The organism is Fodinibius sp. (assembly GCF_034521915.1).
In the GTDB taxonomy this organism is placed as follows: Bacteria; Bacteroidota; Rhodothermia; order Balneolales; family Balneolaceae; genus Fodinibius.
Genome location: NZ_JAXHLU010000001.1, coordinates 24,474 through 42,563, shown reverse-complemented (window position 1 = coordinate 42,563; position 18,090 = coordinate 24,474). Strand labels below are relative to the sequence as shown.

At 43.4% G+C, this 18,090-nt stretch carries 16 protein-coding genes and 1 pseudogene; 6 read left to right on the top strand and 11 right to left on the bottom strand.

The annotated features are described in order from the left end of the window. Nucleotides 1-13 precede the first annotated feature (13 nt). The 4 genes from U5J89_RS00200 to U5J89_RS00185 all read right to left on the bottom strand — a co-directional run bounded on the left by U5J89_RS00200 (nt 14) and on the right by U5J89_RS00185 (nt 4,576). On the bottom strand, nt 14-1,252 hold the full coding sequence (locus tag U5J89_RS00200; protein ID WP_322573584.1) for a TolC family protein: 1,239 nt from the start codon (nt 1,250-1,252) through the stop codon (nt 14-16). 280 nt (nt 1,253-1,532) lie between these two features. After that, complete coding sequence (locus tag U5J89_RS00195; RefSeq protein ID WP_322573583.1) at nt 1,533-2,657, bottom strand: HAMP domain-containing sensor histidine kinase; 1,125 nt, start codon at nt 2,655-2,657, stop codon at nt 1,533-1,535. Between the two features lie 182 nt (nt 2,658-2,839). After that, nucleotides 2,840-3,526 (bottom strand): response regulator transcription factor, encoded by a 687-nt coding sequence (locus U5J89_RS00190; RefSeq protein ID WP_322573582.1) that lies wholly within the window; start codon nt 3,524-3,526, stop codon nt 2,840-2,842. A gap of 3 nt (nt 3,527-3,529) precedes the next feature. Next, nucleotides 3,530-4,576: a hotdog domain-containing protein gene (locus tag U5J89_RS00185; protein ID WP_322573581.1), complete on the bottom strand. Its 1,047-nt coding sequence runs from the start codon at nt 4,574-4,576 to the stop codon at nt 3,530-3,532. Between the two features lie 184 nt (nt 4,577-4,760). On the opposite strand from U5J89_RS00185, the gene U5J89_RS00180 reads away from it, so the two are divergent. From U5J89_RS00180 to U5J89_RS00160, 5 genes are all read left to right on the top strand, one after another. Next, a complete protein-coding gene (locus U5J89_RS00180; protein WP_322573580.1) occupies nt 4,761-6,056 on the top strand; it encodes a sulfurtransferase in 1,296 nt (431 codons plus the stop codon). A gap of 384 nt (nt 6,057-6,440) precedes the next feature. Further along, a complete protein-coding gene (locus U5J89_RS00175; RefSeq protein ID WP_322573579.1) occupies nt 6,441-7,472 on the top strand; it encodes an Atu2307/SP_0267 family LLM class monooxygenase in 1,032 nt (343 codons plus the stop codon). Nucleotides 7,473-7,487: 15 nt separating this feature from the next. Then, on the top strand, nt 7,488-7,967 hold the full coding sequence (locus U5J89_RS00170) for a PH domain-containing protein (protein WP_322573578.1): 480 nt from the start codon (nt 7,488-7,490) through the stop codon (nt 7,965-7,967). A gap of 348 nt (nt 7,968-8,315) precedes the next feature. Continuing rightward, complete coding sequence (locus U5J89_RS00165) at nt 8,316-8,750, top strand: cytochrome B (RefSeq protein ID WP_322573577.1); 435 nt, start codon at nt 8,316-8,318, stop codon at nt 8,748-8,750. 57 nt (nt 8,751-8,807) lie between these two features. Continuing rightward, nucleotides 8,808-9,596 (top strand): undecaprenyl-diphosphate phosphatase, encoded by a 789-nt coding sequence (locus tag U5J89_RS00160; protein ID WP_322573576.1) that lies wholly within the window; start codon nt 8,808-8,810, stop codon nt 9,594-9,596. 119 nt (nt 9,597-9,715) lie between these two features. Here the strand turns inward: U5J89_RS00160 and U5J89_RS15845 are convergent. Together U5J89_RS15845 and U5J89_RS00145 are read right to left on the bottom strand one after the other, a co-directional pair. Next, a pseudogene (locus tag U5J89_RS15845) lies at nt 9,716-10,937 on the bottom strand (acyl-CoA dehydrogenase). 145 nt (nt 10,938-11,082) lie between these two features. Further along, complete coding sequence (locus U5J89_RS00145; protein ID WP_322573573.1) at nt 11,083-12,267, bottom strand: acyl-CoA dehydrogenase family protein; 1,185 nt, start codon at nt 12,265-12,267, stop codon at nt 11,083-11,085. 281 nt (nt 12,268-12,548) lie between these two features. Between U5J89_RS00145 and U5J89_RS00140 the strand changes: the two genes are divergently transcribed. Beyond that, nucleotides 12,549-13,079: an REP-associated tyrosine transposase gene (locus U5J89_RS00140; RefSeq protein WP_322573572.1), complete on the top strand. Its 531-nt coding sequence runs from the start codon at nt 12,549-12,551 to the stop codon at nt 13,077-13,079. 174 nt (nt 13,080-13,253) lie between these two features. Here the strand turns inward: U5J89_RS00140 and U5J89_RS00135 are convergent, their stop codons facing one another. The 5 genes from U5J89_RS00135 to U5J89_RS00115 form a co-directional block, all read right to left on the bottom strand. Further along, nucleotides 13,254-13,556, bottom strand: a complete 303-nt coding sequence (locus tag U5J89_RS00135) for a ferredoxin family protein (RefSeq protein WP_322573571.1) — start codon at nt 13,554-13,556, stop codon at nt 13,254-13,256. Between the two features lie 141 nt (nt 13,557-13,697). Further along, nucleotides 13,698-15,026 carry an FAD-dependent oxidoreductase gene (locus tag U5J89_RS00130; RefSeq protein WP_322573570.1) on the bottom strand — a complete coding sequence of 443 codons (1,329 nt, stop codon included), beginning with the start codon at nt 15,024-15,026 and terminating at the stop codon, nt 13,698-13,700. A gap of 78 nt (nt 15,027-15,104) precedes the next feature. Beyond that, nucleotides 15,105-16,079 (bottom strand): electron transfer flavoprotein subunit alpha/FixB family protein, encoded by a 975-nt coding sequence (locus U5J89_RS00125; RefSeq protein ID WP_322573569.1) that lies wholly within the window; start codon nt 16,077-16,079, stop codon nt 15,105-15,107. 92 nt (nt 16,080-16,171) lie between these two features. Next, the gene (locus tag U5J89_RS00120) at nt 16,172-16,942 is read right to left on the bottom strand and encodes an electron transfer flavoprotein subunit beta/FixA family protein (protein WP_322573568.1); all 771 of its coding nucleotides are present in this window, start codon (nt 16,940-16,942) and stop codon (nt 16,172-16,174) included. Nucleotides 16,943-17,149: 207 nt separating this feature from the next. Then, entirely contained in the window at nt 17,150-18,061 is a 912-nt protein-coding gene (locus U5J89_RS00115; RefSeq protein WP_322573567.1) for a DUF4835 family protein, read from the bottom strand. Nucleotides 18,062-18,090 lie beyond the last annotated feature (29 nt).

Genomic DNA, 18,090 nt, shown 5'->3' with positions numbered 1-18,090 from the left:
ATAGATTCAGGATTTATTTAAATATGATATCTGTTTGTAAATATTTCTCTAGTTCGATCACTCGCAGATAATAATCTCTCAGTGTTTCGTAGTACGATTGCTGTGTTCGCAGATAAGTTCGCTGGGCTTCGAGTAGTCTAAGCAGATCCAGTTCACCAAGCCGGTAGCCTTTCTGGGTCATATATACCAGTTCTTTTGATTTGGCCTGTATCGATTCGCGATAACGTATTATATTGGTACGCGTAGTTTCATAACCGTGCCAGGCTTGTTCAGCCTGCTTCTTGATTGACAGCTGTTCTTCCCGATATTTCCATTCGACTCTGCGATATTCTGCTTTCGCCTGTTGAACCTTGTTAGATTGGTTTATGCCAAACCAAAGGGGTACGCTCACGCCAATTTCAAAAGCATTAAAATCAAAACCATTGCCGAAATCCTGCCGATAGTACATCACATTCAGGTCAGGGAGGTAACTGCTTTTGGCGGCTTTTGTCTGATAAGAAGCGGCAAGCTGTTCTTCATCTATTTGCTGTAGCTGCGGATGGCTGGCTAATTTTTGAAGTACTTCATCTTGGTTAATATCAACTGCGACATAGTGCAGCGTATCGGGGAAACCAATTTCATAGGTTTGTTGCTCTTCATCCAGCCCAACGGTTTCAAATAAATTGTAGCGAGCTTCCATAATCTGCTGGTAGGCTTTCTCCATATTATTTTGTGCTTCGGTAAGCTGCAGATCGGCCTGCATGGCATCAATTTCGGAGGACTCACCAAGATCGGAACGTGCTTGTGCTGCATTCCGTAAGTTTTTTAATAGCTCTACCCGCTCTCGTGCCAAATGACTTGATTCAATAGCATAGGCAAGCTTGGTATAAGCAGACTTTACATTGGCCTTGAGCTGAAGTTTCAATGTTTGTAGCTGGAGCTCCAGTGATCCGGTATTTGCACGTTCTCTTTTAACCCGATAGTAGCCGGTTAAGGGGAAATCCATTGATTGGGAAACCATCCAGCGCTGTTCTCCAAAAGTACCCTGGCCAATACCCTCTTTGGCATAGGTAATGGTTGGATTTTTAATGCCCAGGCTTAAACCGGCCTGTTGTTTTTGAGCTTCAATTCGATTCTTTAGCTGGTTCACCTGTGGACTGTGTTCGTAGGCAATTTCAAGCGCTTTGCCAACACTCAAATTGTTAAGATCGGTAGTATCTTGTGGTGTGGACTGAAATGAAATTAACAGCGCAATTATTACAGAAAAAATCATTACGTATGTACTTTGTTCATTAATACGCGAGTAGGCGTAGTTGTTCTGTGAGTAAACGTAATAATGAAATCTGTAGAGAATATGGATTTGAAGTCTCCATGATGAGAGACCGGTTATAGGCTATATTAAGTCCATAACTGTTGTTTGCTCTCCTGATGAAGAACTTATTAGAGGGGAGATTAAGTAAACCTTATAATTTTTATGAAGAGAAGTGATGCGGTAAGAATCGACCTTTTAAAACAATGATCGGAATGAGATTTAATCTCAAAGTTTCGGTTCTTTAAAACTGGATGGAAACTTCAGCGCCTTTGTCCGATCGATTTTGAGCTGAACACCTAAAGCCATGAAGCCGACAGATACTTTGGACAATGGAAAGCCCTAATCCGGGGCTGTCATTATCGAAACCGTCGGTATGATTTTCTGTTTTCTGAAACCGATCAAAAACAGAATTAATTAAATTTTCAGGAATACCAGGGCCTTCATCCAGTACCGAAAAGCTACGTTGCTCATCTTCGCAGCTTATTTTGAGGGTAATGGAAGATCCGCTTGGCGTGTATTTGATTGCATTCTGAACAATGTTATAGATAGCAGATTGAATCAATTCGCTGTTGCCTTGCACATTAATAGAACAATCGAACTCTTTTTGTAGGATGAGGTCCTTCATCTCAATAAAGTCGCTGAGCTCCTGAATAACGTTTTCAGCGATGTCCGTAATTTCGACTACTTCATCGAGGGAATACTGCCGATTTTCTACGCGACTAATGAGCAAAAGAGCATTACTTAGACGACTCAACCGTACGGAGGTATCTTGAATTTGTCCGGCTGCTTTAATGGTCTGTTTGTCGAGTGCGTCGGCATTGGAAAGGATTTTTTCCGCCTTTTGTCGAATAATTGAGAGTGGGGTCAGTAACTCGTGAGATGCATTCTGAATAAACTGCTTCTGATCCTCAAAGGATGAACGAATATGCTGCATCATCGTATTCAGCGCCCGGTTAAGCACATTAATTTCATAGGTGGAAGTATCGGGAAAAGTCTCGTTAAGGTCCGACGGATTGGAAATATGCTCGAGCGTGGAAACCGTTTTATAAAAAGGGGCAAGTACTTTATCCAGCACAAATTGATTGAGAATATAGAGCAACAGTATCCAGATCAGCAGTCCCGCCAGCACACTTAGTAATATTGTTCTGCTGATATGTTCCCACGAGGCAACCTCCTCGTATAACCGAACCGTATAGTACGTATCGTTGACATTAATGGCGGTGGTCAGCCGTCGGTAAGACTTTTCCTCTACTTCCTTATTGGGATTGCGCAGAGTATCAATAGTTGTAAAATTATTTTCGTTGGGAGCAACAGCCCCATCATACTTTTGAATGTCGATCCATTCGTACGATCCGAGAATTCCCAACTTTTTAATATCTTCTAGATTAGAGGCGTCTTCATCGATTTGATTGATGAGATCAATTTTATGTTGCAGTAAGTGATTATCAAGTTCACCATAGACAGTGGAATTAATTAGATGATAGATACCGACCGCGGTAAGGGCAAAAACAACCAGCGTTAATAGCGGTATTGCTGAGCAGTATTTTGTTATTCAGTTTCATAGGTCATCAGTTTGTATCCCACACCATACACCGTTTTAATGAGATTCTCTACTCCGGCTGCGCTTAATTTTTTGCGGATGTTTTTCATGTGAGAGTTAATAAAATCTAACGAAAAACGATCGTCAATTTTGCTTCCCCAAATATGTTCGGCAAGTGCAATTCGGGTAATGGTTTTATTTTTATTTAGCACGAGATAGCGCATCATTTTGTATTCAGTTTCGGTGACCTCCAGTGGCTTATCATCAACTAAAACCTTCATGTGATCCATATTCAATTTCAGTGGTCCTGCAGCAATTTGGTTATCACTGATATTATATTTTCTGCGCATTACGGCATGGATGCGGGCTCTCAACTCGGCAATAGGGAATGGCTTTGCCAGGTAATCATCGCTCCCTAATTCCAGACCTTTTACTTTATCCTCAGTTTCGCCGCGAGCGGTGATAATAATGACGGCTGTTTCTTTGTGATCGCTTTTTATCGTCTTGAGCAGTTCAATGCCGTCACCGTCGGGCAGGCCCAGATCCAGCAAAATAAGATCGTATTCCTCTGCGGCTACGAGATCAAAAGCTTTGCTCAGGGTTTGAGCTGAATCCACATTAAACTGTTCCTCAAGCAGAAACTCTTCGAGGTCCTCAATCAGCAAAGGCTCGTCTTCAACAATTAGTGCTCGCATACCTTAGTCATTTTCTTGTTCCGTTTGATGGTGTTCGATTCGCCGCCGGTGCGCTTTTAGATATCGCTCATCTTCGGCATAAGTAGTCGGATAGACATCGGGCACGGGCTGTGGATTGAGATCATCATCTACATTAACAAAGGTAAATACGCAGGTGTTAGACAGCGCCTTGGTCACCTTGTCCATGCTGGTGCGTTCGATATCAATTTCGAGAGTCATTGAGGTATCACCGGTGTAAACCACGCGACTGGTGAAATCGAGTTTATCGCCTATACGAATGGGTTGTAGAAAGTTGATGCGATTAACGCGCACAAATATCGGGCGATCGGGCATGATTTCCTCGGCCTGGATGAGTGCCAGCTCATAGGCGCGGCGAATGACGTAACCTCCAAATATTTTGTGGGGCACGTTTTCCAGATCCGGATACATGCGTTCCACACTATTGCGGATTTGCTTACCCGCTAGAAGTCCATCAAAGTCCTCATCTTCTTGTGCATTATGAAGTTCACGTAACATCTCAAATTCTTCTTTGCTGGGCGGTTCTTCGAGCGCATCAATTTGCTCTCGGTATTTTTGCTGTCGTTCAATAGCGTCGTTGTATCGTCGTTTCTCAATCTCACTTTCATAATCCAGCGGTGGAATGGGTAGGCTTTCAGCTTTATCACCTTCGCCTTTGCGCGCTACCATCGTAAAATAACATGCCGCCAGCGAGTGTTCGGCTTCTTTATCTTGATCCACCCGAATACCGACCTCCATGGATGTTCTTCCCACATAGTTGATGCGAGCACGCAGGTATACATCTTTGGTGATATCCGCGGGGACATGCAGGGCGATATCATCCACAGCAGCGGTCACTACCCGACCTTCGGGTTCGAACTGGTGGACGTAATCCAAAGCGATATCCTCAGCTATTTTATCAAGTTCCTCAAGCAGACGTCCCCACCTGATATTACCGGGAATATCATCGTCGACAATCATAAACTTTTTACGCAGTTTTTTGTCGCTGCTAAAGGGAAGTGTACGTTCGATGGAGGTATCGAGTGGGCGCATAAGATGAAATTTTATTTTAATCTTTTAAGTTCATCAAGATATGAATCTGTAAGGATTCTCGAATATACTTCTTCTTAATAGTGTACATAGATTTTGATAATGACAATAAGTATTTGTCAAAGTGGTGGACAAATGATACCATCTATTTATTTAAATGTAGAATTAAGAATCGACAGATCTTTTTATGGAAAATATAGCTGCTATTTCTACAAGTGAACTTCAAGTATTTAATGAGAAAGACGTTGGAAAAGTGATAGATGTGCGTCCCATTGCCGCTTATAATGGCTGGCGACTGCAAGATGAAAACCGGGGCGGACACATCCCCAAAGCTAAAAGTATTCCGCTGGAATGGACGCGCTATATGGATTGGGTGGAAGTGCTGGAGGAGAAGAATATCCGTAAAACAGAGCCGGTTGTGGTATATGGATACAATGCCGGGACAAGCCAAAAAATGGCGGAAAAATTGCTGGATCTGGACTATCAGAATGTGAGTGTCTATAATGATTTTGTGGAGGAATGGTTGGCCGATACCAACCTGCCGCTGGACAGGCTGCAGCGCTATCACCAGCTGGTGCATCCTGAGTGGGTAAAACAGTTAGTTGATGGAGAAAAACCGCAAGAGTATGACAGCGAAGACTACGTAATTTGTCACTCGCATTACGGCTATATTGAGGATTATGAAAAGGGACACATTCCCGGTGCAATAGCGCTGAATACCAACTGGCTGGAATCGACCGAGACGTGGAATCGGCGTTCGCCCGAAGAGTTGCGTAATAGGTTGGAAAGTCTAGGAATTCGTCACGATACCACAGTGGTGGTATATGGTCGTTTTTCGGCTCCGGTTTATGATGAAGAGCGCTTCCCCGGAAAGAGCGCGGGGCACTTGGGAGCGATGCGAAGCGCGGCTATTTTACTGTATGCCGGCGTTGAGGATGTTCGTATTTTGAACGGTGGGATCACCTCTTGGGAGTTGGCCGGTTATGAGCTCTCTACCGAGGAGGTGACACCTAATCCCGTAGATGATTTTGGTACTGAGATCCCGGGACGTCCAGAACTGATGATTGATACCCCCCAAGCAAAGGAATATTTATCGGCCAATGATGCCGAGCTCGTTAGCGTAAGAAGTTGGCAGGAGTTTATCGGTGAACGTAGCGGCTATCATTACATCGAAAAAAAAGGACGCATACCCGGCGCGGTATTCGGCAACTGTGGCAGCGACGCTTATCATATGGAAAACTATCGTAATTTTGATCATACCATGCGCGAATACCAGGAAGTGGCCGAAAAGTGGATTGAAGAAGGATTGACTCCCGACAAAAAGCTCGCCTTTTATTGCGGAACCGGATGGCGGGGCAGCGAGGCGTTCTGGAATGCCTGGCTGATGGGATGGCCAAAGGTATCGGTATATGACGGAGGATGGTACGAGTGGAGCAGTGATCCGAGCAATCCCATTGAAAGGGGAGAACCTCTATTAAAGTAATGGTGATAGATTTTATTTTAGAGTATAAATAATACGTATCCCCATTCTAATACTGTTGTAGCAGTATTATGCGTAGATGAGCAAATAAAATCATAAAAAAGATCTATCGGATGGCAAGTCCAGCCAGCTGATGTTATAAACCCCTCTGAATCTCCCCTTGAAAAGGGGAGAACTGGTTGTAAGATATGATTTTAAATAGGGACAATTTTTTGTAGTTATTTAAAACAAATCCCCTCCTTATGAAGGAGGGGAATGGGGTGGTTGGAAATATATCAATGTCTGCTTGAATACCTGGAGATCTATTAAATTCCCGATTCATTTGTATAATATTTTGTAGTGTTCCCATAATATTATTTTAACATTAAAGTAAGTAACTATTTAAAGATGGAATTTGGTCTGTACACTTTTGTTGAAAATACCACGCATCCCGACTTAGATCGTATGTTAACACCCGCCAAACGCTTTGAAAACCTAATGGAAGAAATTGAATTGGCCGATGAGGCAGGACTTGATCTGTTTGGCATTGGGGAGCATCATCGTGAGGAATATCTCTCCTCATCCCCAACTACCATACTTGCTGCAGCCGCGGCGCGAACCAAGCAGATTCGTCTCAGCAGTGCGGTGACGGTTCTGGGTTCCGAAGATCCCGTTCGAGCGTATCAGCAGTTTGCGACTATTGATCAGCTTTCCAAAGGTCGAGCCGAAATTATGGTGGGACGTGGCTCGTTTGTCGAATCCTTTCCGCTTTTTGGATACGATCTGCAGGATTACGAAGAACTGTTTGAAGAAAAACTGGATTTGCTGCTCAAACTCCGTGAAAACGAAACGATTACCTGGAGCGGAAAGTATCGTCCCGATATTGATGAAAGCGGCGTCTATCCACAGCCGTATCAGGATCAAATTCCCGTTTGGAGAGCAGTAGGCGGTACGCCAAAATCAGCTTATCAGGCAGGTGCACTAGGATTGCCGATGGCACTTGGTATTATTGGAGGGCAGCCCGAGCAGTTCAAGCAGCTGGCGGATATTCACCAAAGAGGAGCGGAGGAAAATGATCAAAATCCACCAAAACTGAGCATTAATTCACACGGATTTATTGCCGAAAATTCTCAAGAAGCTGCCGATATTGCTTTTCCCGCATTTAAGATTACAATGGATAAAATAGGCAAGGAACGCGGTTGGCCGCCGATGACGCGGGATAAGTTTGAGGCTTCCCGAACGTTGCGCGGAGCGAATGCCGTGGGCGACCCGCAGGAAATTATTGACAAAGTGCTGTTTCAGCATGAAATTTTTGGTCACGATCGTTTTTTGTTGCAGATGAGTGTAGGATCTATTCCTCATAAGAAATTACTCAAGTCCATTGAGCTTTTTGCCACCAAAGTAAAGCCGGCAGTGAATAAAGCGATCAATGGAACATAAATTAATGAGGATGCCATGGAAGAAATCAGAAAAACCTTCAAAGCACCGTGGGATTGGCTGCTAATCTTGATGACGAGTGGAATTACCTTACTTCTTTTGGGACTTAATTATTATACGCCGGATGTAATCACCACACTTATAACATGGGCAATTATTTTGGGAGCACTGGGCTTCGGCATATTTGGATATCATATTGAGGGCGGTAAGCTGAAGATTTTACGACTCGGATGGTCCAAAGATATTGATATATCAAATATTACAGATGTAGAATATAGACCTCATGCGATGACCGGATCGGTTCGAACGTTTGGTATTGGTGGACTGTTCGGCTATGTCGGTTATTTCCGAAATAGCATTCTCAAAAGCTACAAAGCGTATGTTACTCATCGCAATAAAACGGTAGTACTGACAACCAAAGATGGGGACATTGTAATTTCTCCGGATGATCCGGAAACATTTGTAGCTTCTCTGAAATCAATTTTAAAGGATAATTAGTAAGCAGGAATAGAATTCCTTTTTGATGATAAATGGGCCTTTGAAAACCTTACTGTCATCGCGCCTTGTCCCGCCTTTGCGGGGAATGCAATGCGGCCTGCCTGCGCGGAGCCTTATATAAAATATGGACTATTATGTCATATTAGCTTCGGCATAGGCAGGCGATCTCCTTTTACCAGCTTTGATTGGGAGATTGCTTCTCAGGTTCGCAATGACGAGCTTGATATTCTGGGTTTTGCAAAGGCCTCGAAAAAAACGTTTTGCTGTTGAACTGATTTTAGTTTCTGTTTCAACGGCAGTTTCGTATCATTGAGCCTCATAAATTTAACTCCTTAAATCTTATTTCATATGTACACCGGTTTACAACATCTGCACTCCGGCCTTGCCTATCTGGTGCTGCTCATTTTAGTTGGCGTTATTGGGTATGCACTAATGAACTTCATCAAAAACAAGTCTTTTACCGAGAAGTCGCGAAAAATTTCGCTGATTGGACTCATTGCCGCACATCTCCAATTGTTAATCGGCTTAGTTCTATACGTTATTTCTCCAATGGGATTGTCAAATTTCTCCGGAGAAGCAATGGGCGACGCCATGTCTCGACTGTATATGCTGGAGCATCCGCTGACCATGATTATTGGAATTGTGCTCATCACCATCGGTTATTCCAAAGCTAAAAGTGGGGATGATGATGCCGCTCGATATAAAAAAATCCTCATTTTCTATGGCTTGGGATTATTTCTGATTCTGCTTCGGATTCCATGGTCAGCTTGGCCGGGAATGTAGCGGGCATTTTATGCTGATTAAAACTGAAAACCTCTTTCCCATCTAACAATTTGCGGCATGAGCATTATTGAAGTTATCATCCTCAGCATAATTGAGGGGATTACCGAATTTTTACCCATCTCCTCAACAGGACATATGATTCTGGCCTCTCACATGCTGGGAATGGAGAACTCGGAATTTCTCAAGACATTTGAAATCTCCATTCAACTCTCAGCAGTTCTGGCCATTGTGGTGATGTATCGGGATAAGCTGTTTGCCGGACTGCAACTATACTATAAACTGTTTTGGGCGTTTATCCCGGTTTCTGTGGTGGGATTGTTGTTTTATGATGCCATTAAAGCAGTGCTTTTTAATACGGTGGTCGTAAGCGTAATGCTTATTTTGGGCGGGATTGTTCTCATCTGGCTGGATAAGTGGACACGAAACCGGGAAACCCAATATGAGGAGCTGGAAGAGATCTCTACGAAGAGTGCCCTGATGATTGGCATTGCTCAATGTTTTGCACTGATTCCCGGCACGTCACGTGCTGCTGCTACGATTATTGGCGGTGCGGCGATCGGCTATAACGAGCGTCAGGCTACCGAGTTTTCCTTTCTGTTGGCTATTCCCACCATGGCCGCTGCTACGGGATATGACCTGTTTAAAACGGCATCGGGCATTTCGATGGACCAATTTGTGCTTTTGGGTATGGGTAGTATTTTTGCCTTTATCTTTGCCTGGATAGCCGTGAAAGGATTCCTCAAAATCGTAGATCACTACGGCTTTCGCCACTTCGGATATTATCGCATTGTGCTAGCCGCAGTATTTTTAATACTGGCGTACGGCTTCGGGATTACATTGTATTAAGGAAAGATCCTATGCGAGTTGTACTTGCCTACTGAATGGTTTTACAAACCACTAAGGCACTAAGATTACAGAATTTAATATATCCCTAAACTTAGTGCTCTTAATGTCTTAGTGGAAAACTAATTCTCAGGCATATCATTTCCACGAGGCACAAACGCCTGAATATCGGTAATCTCTCGTCCCAGAATTAAGCCATGAATATCGTAAGTACCCTCGTAAGTATTTACAGATTCGAGGTTCATCACATGATGGATCACGCGATATTCACCGGTGATACCATTGGCACCATGCATATCTCTTGATATTCGAGCTATCTCCAGCGCCGTTCCGCAGTTATTGCGCTTCGCCAGTGATACCATTGAGTGATGTGCGCGTCCTTCATCTTTCAATTTCCCTAAACGCCAGGCCAGCAGCTGCATCTGGGTGATATCGGTAAGCATATTGGCCAGCTTCGTTTGCGGCAGTTGATTGGCCCCAATAGGATAACCAAATTGTTTACGATCGAGAACATATTCGCGTGCTTTCTGATAACAAAATTCAGCTGCTCCCACCGTGCCCCAGGCAATACCGTATCGTGCAGAATTTAAACAGGTAAAGGGGCCTTTGAGTCCGCGAATATCGGGAAATACATTTTCATCGGGTACAAATACATCCTCAAAAACCATTTCTCCGGTTTCCGAAGCGCGGAGCGACATTTTGTGTTTAGTTGGCGGCGCGCTGTAACCGTCCATATCTTTGGTTACAATAAAGCCGCGAATTTCGCCTTCGTCATCTTTATTTTCTTTTGCTTTCGCCCAGACAATCCCCACGTCAGCAATGGGAGAGTTGGTAATCCACATTTTGGCTCCATTTAAGATCCATCCGCCATCGGTTTTGACTGCTGTTGTGGACATGGATCCCGGATCGGAACCGTGATCGGGTTCGGTAAGTCCAAAGCAGCCGATCAAGTTCTCCCGTTGCCAGTTTTGGCAGAAAACGTTCTTTCTGCTCGTCTGTACCAAACTTGAAAATAGGGAACATTACCAGCGACGACTGCACTGACATAAACGAGCGATAGCCGGAATCCACGCGCTCAACCTCGCGGGCAATAAGTCCGTAGGCGGTCTGACTGGCATCCACGCCGCCGTATTCAGGAGGCAGATAGGAGCCCAGCAATCCCAAATCACCCATCTCTGTAGCAATATCCTTATCAAAATATTCTTCCTGATTTCCTTTTAGTGCCCGTGGTTCAAGTTTACTCTGGGCATAATCGCGAGCCGTCTCCATGATCATGCGATCATCTTCGGAGAGCTCGGATTCAAACTGGAACGGGTCGTCTATGTTAAAGCTGTTGCTGGCCATGGGATGATTTCTTTTTATGGGATTTTCTTTTATAGAAGGTAAGTTATATGGTTGAAAGTTGCAGGTTACAATGATGTGAATTCAGTTGTCTGAATCAGAACATTTTCTGATACCTGTCAACTGGTTAGCTGAATTCAACATTAATCTATCCCCAGAATTCCTTTTTGAGTTCACGGCCGATAATCATGCGCTGAACCTCGGAAGTACCTTCGCCAATCGTCATCAGCTTGGCATCGCGCATAAATCGCTCTACATGATATTCCTTGATGTAGCCGTAGCCACCGTGAATTTGTACGGCCTCATCGGCAGCACGTACAGCCAGTTCTGAGGCAAAGAGTTTTGCCATCGATACTTCTTTAGTAAACGGTTTGCCCTGATCTTTCAGCCAGGCGGCGCGGTGGACCAGCATACGAGCGGCATCCACTTCAGTAGCCATATTTGCCATTTTTGTTTCAATAGCTTGGAAGTCGCCAATGGGAGAACCAAATTGCTTGCGTTCGCCCGAATATTTCAGGGATTCTTCGAGGGCGCCGCGTGCAATTCCAACCGACAGGGCACCAATGCCAATGCGTCCGCCGTCGAGCACTTTCATCGTGTCAACAAAACCTTTTCCCAGTTCGCCTAACAGATTTTCTTCAGGCACTTCCACATCCTCAAAAATGACCTCCGTCGTATCACTGGAATTCATTCCAAGCTTTTCCATTTTGCCACCGGATTCAACACCATCCCAGTCGCCTTCAACAATAAAAGCGCTAATTCCTTTTGTCCCTTTATCGGGATCTGTTTTCGCGAGTACTACGTAAATATCACCGACCGAGCCCTGTGTAATAAAAATCTTGGTACCGTTGAGAATATATTTATCGCCTTTTTTGATAGCTGTTGTTTTCATCCCGGAAGCATCACTTCCCGAGCCGGGTTCCGTGAGACACCAGGCACCCAGCTTTTCACCTTTGGCAAGAGGAGTCAGGTATTTTTCTTTTTGGGATTCGTTAGCTGCCAGGGCAATATGTCCCGATGCCAGTGAAGTATGCGAGGCGACCGTCAAAGCCAGGGAAGCATCCCATCGTGCAATTTCTTCGATGGCCAGGCAAAAGCTCACGTGTCCTACGCCACCGCCACCATACTTTTCGGGATGGACCATTCCCATAAAGCCTTGGTCGGCTAATTTTTGTACAAGATCATGAGGAAATTCTTTGCTGGCATCGCGCTCTTTTACGTCCGGTTTAACATGGCGCTCAACGAAATCTTTGATGCTGTCTCTGATGAGCTGTTGTTCTTCGGAAAGTTCAAAACTGAGCTCAGTAGGTTGATTCAATACGTCGGTACTCATAAGATGGTATTAATAAAAATAGGTTAGGATTTTTCTCTGTATTAAAATAGAAAAATTTTGGGAGATTATTTTGCAAGAGTAATTATTGATTGGACGATGTAACTCGAATTACTTACAGATCTGAAAATTCAACTTAGTTGTTACGACGCGGAGCTTCGTAACGAGATAATATATTCTATAAAAATCAACTTTTTATTTTATCTCGTCGCAATGCTCCGCGGTGCGACGGATTGAGATGTAAGGATTTACTTAATAGAGTACTCTTACTAATAAAAAATGATATGAGTAGGACTCGTTATAAGATATACGAAGACGAATATCCTTATTTAATCACATCTTCAGTAATTTACGGGTTACCATTATTTGGAAGTCCAAGGTTATCAGATATTATTATCAATGCTCTAAAATTTTTACAAAATAAGAGAGAGGCTAAAATTTATGCATATGTAATCATGGAAAATCATATCCATTTTATTGCGCAAGCCAATTGTTTAGATAGAAAAATTGCAGCGTTTAAATCATATACGGCACGCAAATGTATTGATTGTTTAAAGAATAATGATAAACACATATGGTTGAGAAGGCTTTGCGAACAAAAGAGCAAGTTTAAAACTGACCGCAAATATCAATTTTGGGATGAAGGATATCATCCAAAACAAATTATAGGGGATTATATGATGGTGCAAAAAGTAGAGTATATTCATAATAATCCTGTTAAAAGAGGATATGTGGACTCTCCTGAAGATTGGCGGTACTCTTCTGCTAAAAACTATTTGGGTGAATCGGGACTATTTGAAGTTACGATATTTTAGGGTGAAATTTTCTCGGGTGTGTGGAATAGATTTGTTCTAATGTCGAACCTTGGAACAAGATTGGAAGGGAAGGTAGATTAAAACCTATCTCGCTACGACGCGGAGCATCGTAACGAGATCTAAAATTTTTTTCTACCTTTATCTAGTCGCAATGCTCTGCGTTGCGGCGTAATACTATCCAAAGTTCCAAGTAACGCCGCGACCTATTTCCGGATCGGGATAGTTCCAGTCCACCGCGCCCTGATCGCAGGCATACATGCACGTGCCGCATTCGATGCAATCCTCAACCTGAAAATGCACTTGCCCGTCCTCATCCATCGTATAGCAGTTGGCCGGACAAACGTAGGTTGTACATTTATGCGGGCAAACAGAATTACAGATATCCGTATCCACCTCAATATGTGGTTTGATATCTGATTTTGCCTGGTTGCGATAGCTGACCAGTCCCAGTCGTTCTGTAAGATCAAGTAATTTCATAATAAAAAGTGATGACTTGCTATTAAGTTAGCATGTGTCATTCTGAACTCGTTTCAGAATCTATAAAATATTTAGATTCAGATCCTGAAATAAATTCAGGATGACACATAAACAATTTTACTGTTTTAAAATCTTATCTTCTTACAAGGATTTTGCTCCTTTAAATCCGATTTTCATGAGATCCCAATAGGATGAGTGCTCTTTTATAGATTCTTTCATTAGCACGCGTGATTTCTTTGTCGGCTCATTGTCGATTGTGAAGAATTTACGTCCAAAATCACAAATCAGGTTGGGCACATCCTGGTACATCGTCGGATTGTGCAACATGTGCACGGCATCCTGGAAGCTGTTGATGTCTTTCATAACGTAGCTTTCTTCGAGGGCCTGCTTATATTCTTTGAGCGTATTACTCGTAAAATCATCACGTTCTTTTGCTTTAACGATTGTTTCAGCCCCTAAAATTCCAGACCGCATCGCGTAGTCCATGCCCTGTATAGCCTTTCCGGCATTCATCAGTAAGTTGGCTGCTTCACCGCAAAGTAAAACACCATCTTTATAGAGTTCTTTTGGCATTGCGCGCTTATCGCCGGAAGAAACCACGTGCGCCGAATATTCAACGACTTCTCCGCCTTGAATAGTATCCTGGATGACGGGATGTGCCTTAAAAGTATTCAGCAGATCATGCGGACTTTTTTCCTTTTCGCGCATATCTTTAATTCCGGCCACTAATCCTAGCGAAATGGTATCGCGGTTGGTGTAGAGAAACCCTCCTCCTTCGACACCATCAGTGGCAAAACCCACAAACTCATTCGACATGCCGCTGAGTCCGTTCAATTGAAAACGATCTTCGAGCACTTTTTGATCATAGCGAATAACCTCTTTAATGCCCGTCAACATGTGATCAGCAGGCACGTAATCATCCTGCAAACCCACTTGTCGAGTGAGCAAATTATTGACGCCTTCTGAGATGATAACACTGTCGGCATGGAATTCCTCTTCTCCGGTAAGAATACCTACTGCTTTATCGTCTTCCATCAGGATTTCATCCACCTTAATATTGGTGGCGATGAAAGAGTCCATGGCGTAATCACTTTCGTCAATAGCATCCTGGACCTTTCCGGCTAGCCAGCGATCAAATTTTGAGCGTAGGACAACGACCCCAGAGTAGGGTGTTTCGTTGAAGTGCGACGATTTGAAGTCGATGGAAAAAGTTGACTGATCGTCCATAAATGTAAGCCGACGATGGTTAATGAAACGCTCCCAGCCACCGTCTTTCTCCTCCCAGTAATTGGGCACGAGCTTGGCCAGATCACTGCCCCAGAGTACGCCTCCGGATACATTTTTTGATCCGGCAAATTCGCCTTTTTCGATGAGTAGAAACTTCATGTTATTGCGTGCCAGGGTCATCGCAGCCGCCAGTCCGGCAATACCCGCACCTACAATAATACAGTCAAACTTTTCGTCCATCATAATAAATGTTGAATGATTATTTCTGAATGTTGAATGCTGAAATTAATTCACAATTCAACATTCAAAACTTAAAATTGTTTATCCTTTAATTTTCTTCAACTCCTCGATAAACGGTGGCAGAACATCGTAAAGGTCTCCAACGATGCCATAATCGGCAATATCGAAAATGGGTGCGTCTGGATCTTTATTAATCGCTACAATGACTTTACTGTTGGCCATACCCGCAACGTGCTGAATGGCTCCGGAAATACCCACAGCAATATAGAGCTGTGGCGAAACTACTTTTCCGGTCTGACCAATTTGCAGGCTCGGATCCATGATTCCCGCTTCGGTCAATGCTCGTGAAGCACCGAGTGCTGCACCTAAAACAGAAGCCAAATCTTCGACCAGTTCTTGTCCCTCGTCATCTTTGGCTCCACGTCCGGCAGCTACAATGGTTTCGGCTTCAGTTAAGTCAATCTTGTCATCGGAGGCGCCAATGATTTCGCGCAGGGTAGCTTCGAGTTCATTTTTATCAAAATTGAAATCGACATTTTCCACTTCAGCCTCGGTGGGAGATTCATTTAGATCATACGATCCCGAACGGACAGAAACCAAGATGTTGTCACCAGTGGCTTTATTTGTAGAAAGAATCTTTGCGGCCATTACCGGTCGCGTCGCTTTGATACCGTTGTCAATCAATTCAAACTCAGATACATCCGAAAGAACAGCCGCGTCAGTGTTAGCTGCCAGGGCACCCAGAATATCTTTGGTGCTTTCCGTTGATCCAAAGCCAAACACAAACGGATCGGCTTCATCCAGCACCTTCGAAAGTGCTTTAAGCAGCGGTGTATTTTGATGATTTTTAAAAATAGGATCTTCGATCGCATAAATTTTAGAGGCACCATATTTTTGGACCTCATCAACGTGATCAGAAGCATTGGCATCAATAATAACAGCTTCGGAAGAGTGTCCATTAGCTTCGGCCAATTGGGTCATTCGCGATAATACTTCCAGCGATGCTCGTTTAATTTTTCCGTCACTTACTGCGATGTGGGTTAGTAGGGTACTCATAGTAAAATTAGGTTGTTTTTCGTTCTAAATTCTTGGTGAACGAGCGATGAGTAACGAGTAATTATCAATTATTACTTTTTACTCATTACTCACTATACGACGTTTTCTTCTTCATCGAGGAGGTGAGCTACTTTCTGGGCCAGCTCATCGGGTTCTCCTTCAAACTTTTGTCCCGGTTCGCGTTCCGGTTTTTCCATGTAACCGGTTACTTTTGTTTTCGCAGAAAGGGCCGTTTCATCGAGATTCATATCCGAAAGGTTGATCGTTTCCATCGGCTTCCGCTTGGATTGCATAATTCCTTTCAGGCTGGGGATACGCGGTTCATTCATATCATTCGAGCAAGTTACCAGACAGGGTTGAGGAAGTCCGATTATTTCTTGTCCCGAATCGCCCTGACGTTTTACAACAAGTTTATCGTCCTCCATTGAGAGTCCAACAGCGTTGGTGGCGTAGGGTAGATCCAGATGTTGTGCCAGCATGCTTCCAGCCAAGCCCGCATCGGTGTCTTGCGATTGTTTACCGCATGAGATGACGTCGTATTCCTTATCTTCAAAAAAGGCAGCCAGAATTTTTGCATACACTGCTGAATCATAATCAACCTCATCGTCAGTAGTAATATGTGTGGCCTTGTCGGCACCCATTGCCAGCGCTTTGCGGATGGTTTCTTTGGCCTTATCGGGACCAACCAGCACGACTTCCACTTCACCGCCGTGTTCTTCGGTAAGGACGAGCGCCTCCTCAACAGCCGAAGCATCATAGGCATTGAGCACCATGCGGTCGGTATCTTGAATTAGGTTGCCATCTTTAATTTGGATGGGCGCATCTACATCGGGAACTTGTTTAATACAGACGTAAAATTTCATACGATGAAAATATTTTCGGTTAGAATGGAAAAAGATTGTAACTCATCAGGCCGAGAATATACAAAACCTGAGAATAAATGTTCAGTGTACAGTTGGCAGTTAGCAGTGTGATAGTGAGCTTGATTTATTACAAAATAACAGGTGAAAGTATACTTTTTTAATATTTGACTAGGATATTTGAATTCAGAAGCCTTTGATAACTGATAACTACTGCAGTTTCTGATATTCGCTTAGATGACTTTGATCAATGTTTGAAAGCAAGTTATATGCTTCTAATCGAACTTCCGGTTCAGCATCTTCAAAGATGGATGTTATTTCGCGATATTTGGCATTAAAAAAGGTATCAAAGAGCAGGTCGGAGGAGGTCTGTCGTTGTGCTTGTTGAATGTTCTCCAATGCCGATAAAATCTGGCTGCGCGACTGCTTTGAATTATTTAAAAACTGATCGATTCCTTTTCTGTGATACTGATAAAGGGCAGTCCGAAATGGCTCGAAATTGGATTGTAGAAGATTTGAGACTAACTGGGCTCTGTTTCGCTGATTACCGCTGCGCGACCATCCTATAGCAGAGGTTGTTTGTGCAAGGGATACGATGTTCTGTGCCCGTTGGTAGTACTCTGTGCCGCCCAGTTCTTCGAAAGTATCAAAATCGTATCCTAAAACCGTGTAGACGTAAAAGTCGAGGAGGCTGGTAAGCGGATCGAACTGGAGTTCGTCGTGCAGGAAGGTGCGGTTGGGAGTGTATTCAAAATTCCATTCTTCATCATTGAACAGAAAAATAACCGTATTACGAGTGGTGTTATAAATCGGACGTTGTGACCGAACAATTATTTGCGCTTCAAAATTATAATTCTCTACCGATAATAAATTTATCTGCAGAGACATTTTGATACGCTCATTTTCATTGAAGTTTGCATTGGTCCATTCAAACTGATTGATGTACTCTTCAATTTGTTGAGGAAGGTTATCAAGGTAGTTCAGTGAGGTGCTGCTAATTTGGCTTTTATCCAGGGTAACCTGAGCATTAATTTCCTGTGCAGACAATGGCTGCGGACCACCAATGGTGATTAGAATTCCCAATAAAATTCCGGCAATCCAATTTAAAGAGGAAATATTCATTTTGAATTTATAGATTACTTAAAATCATT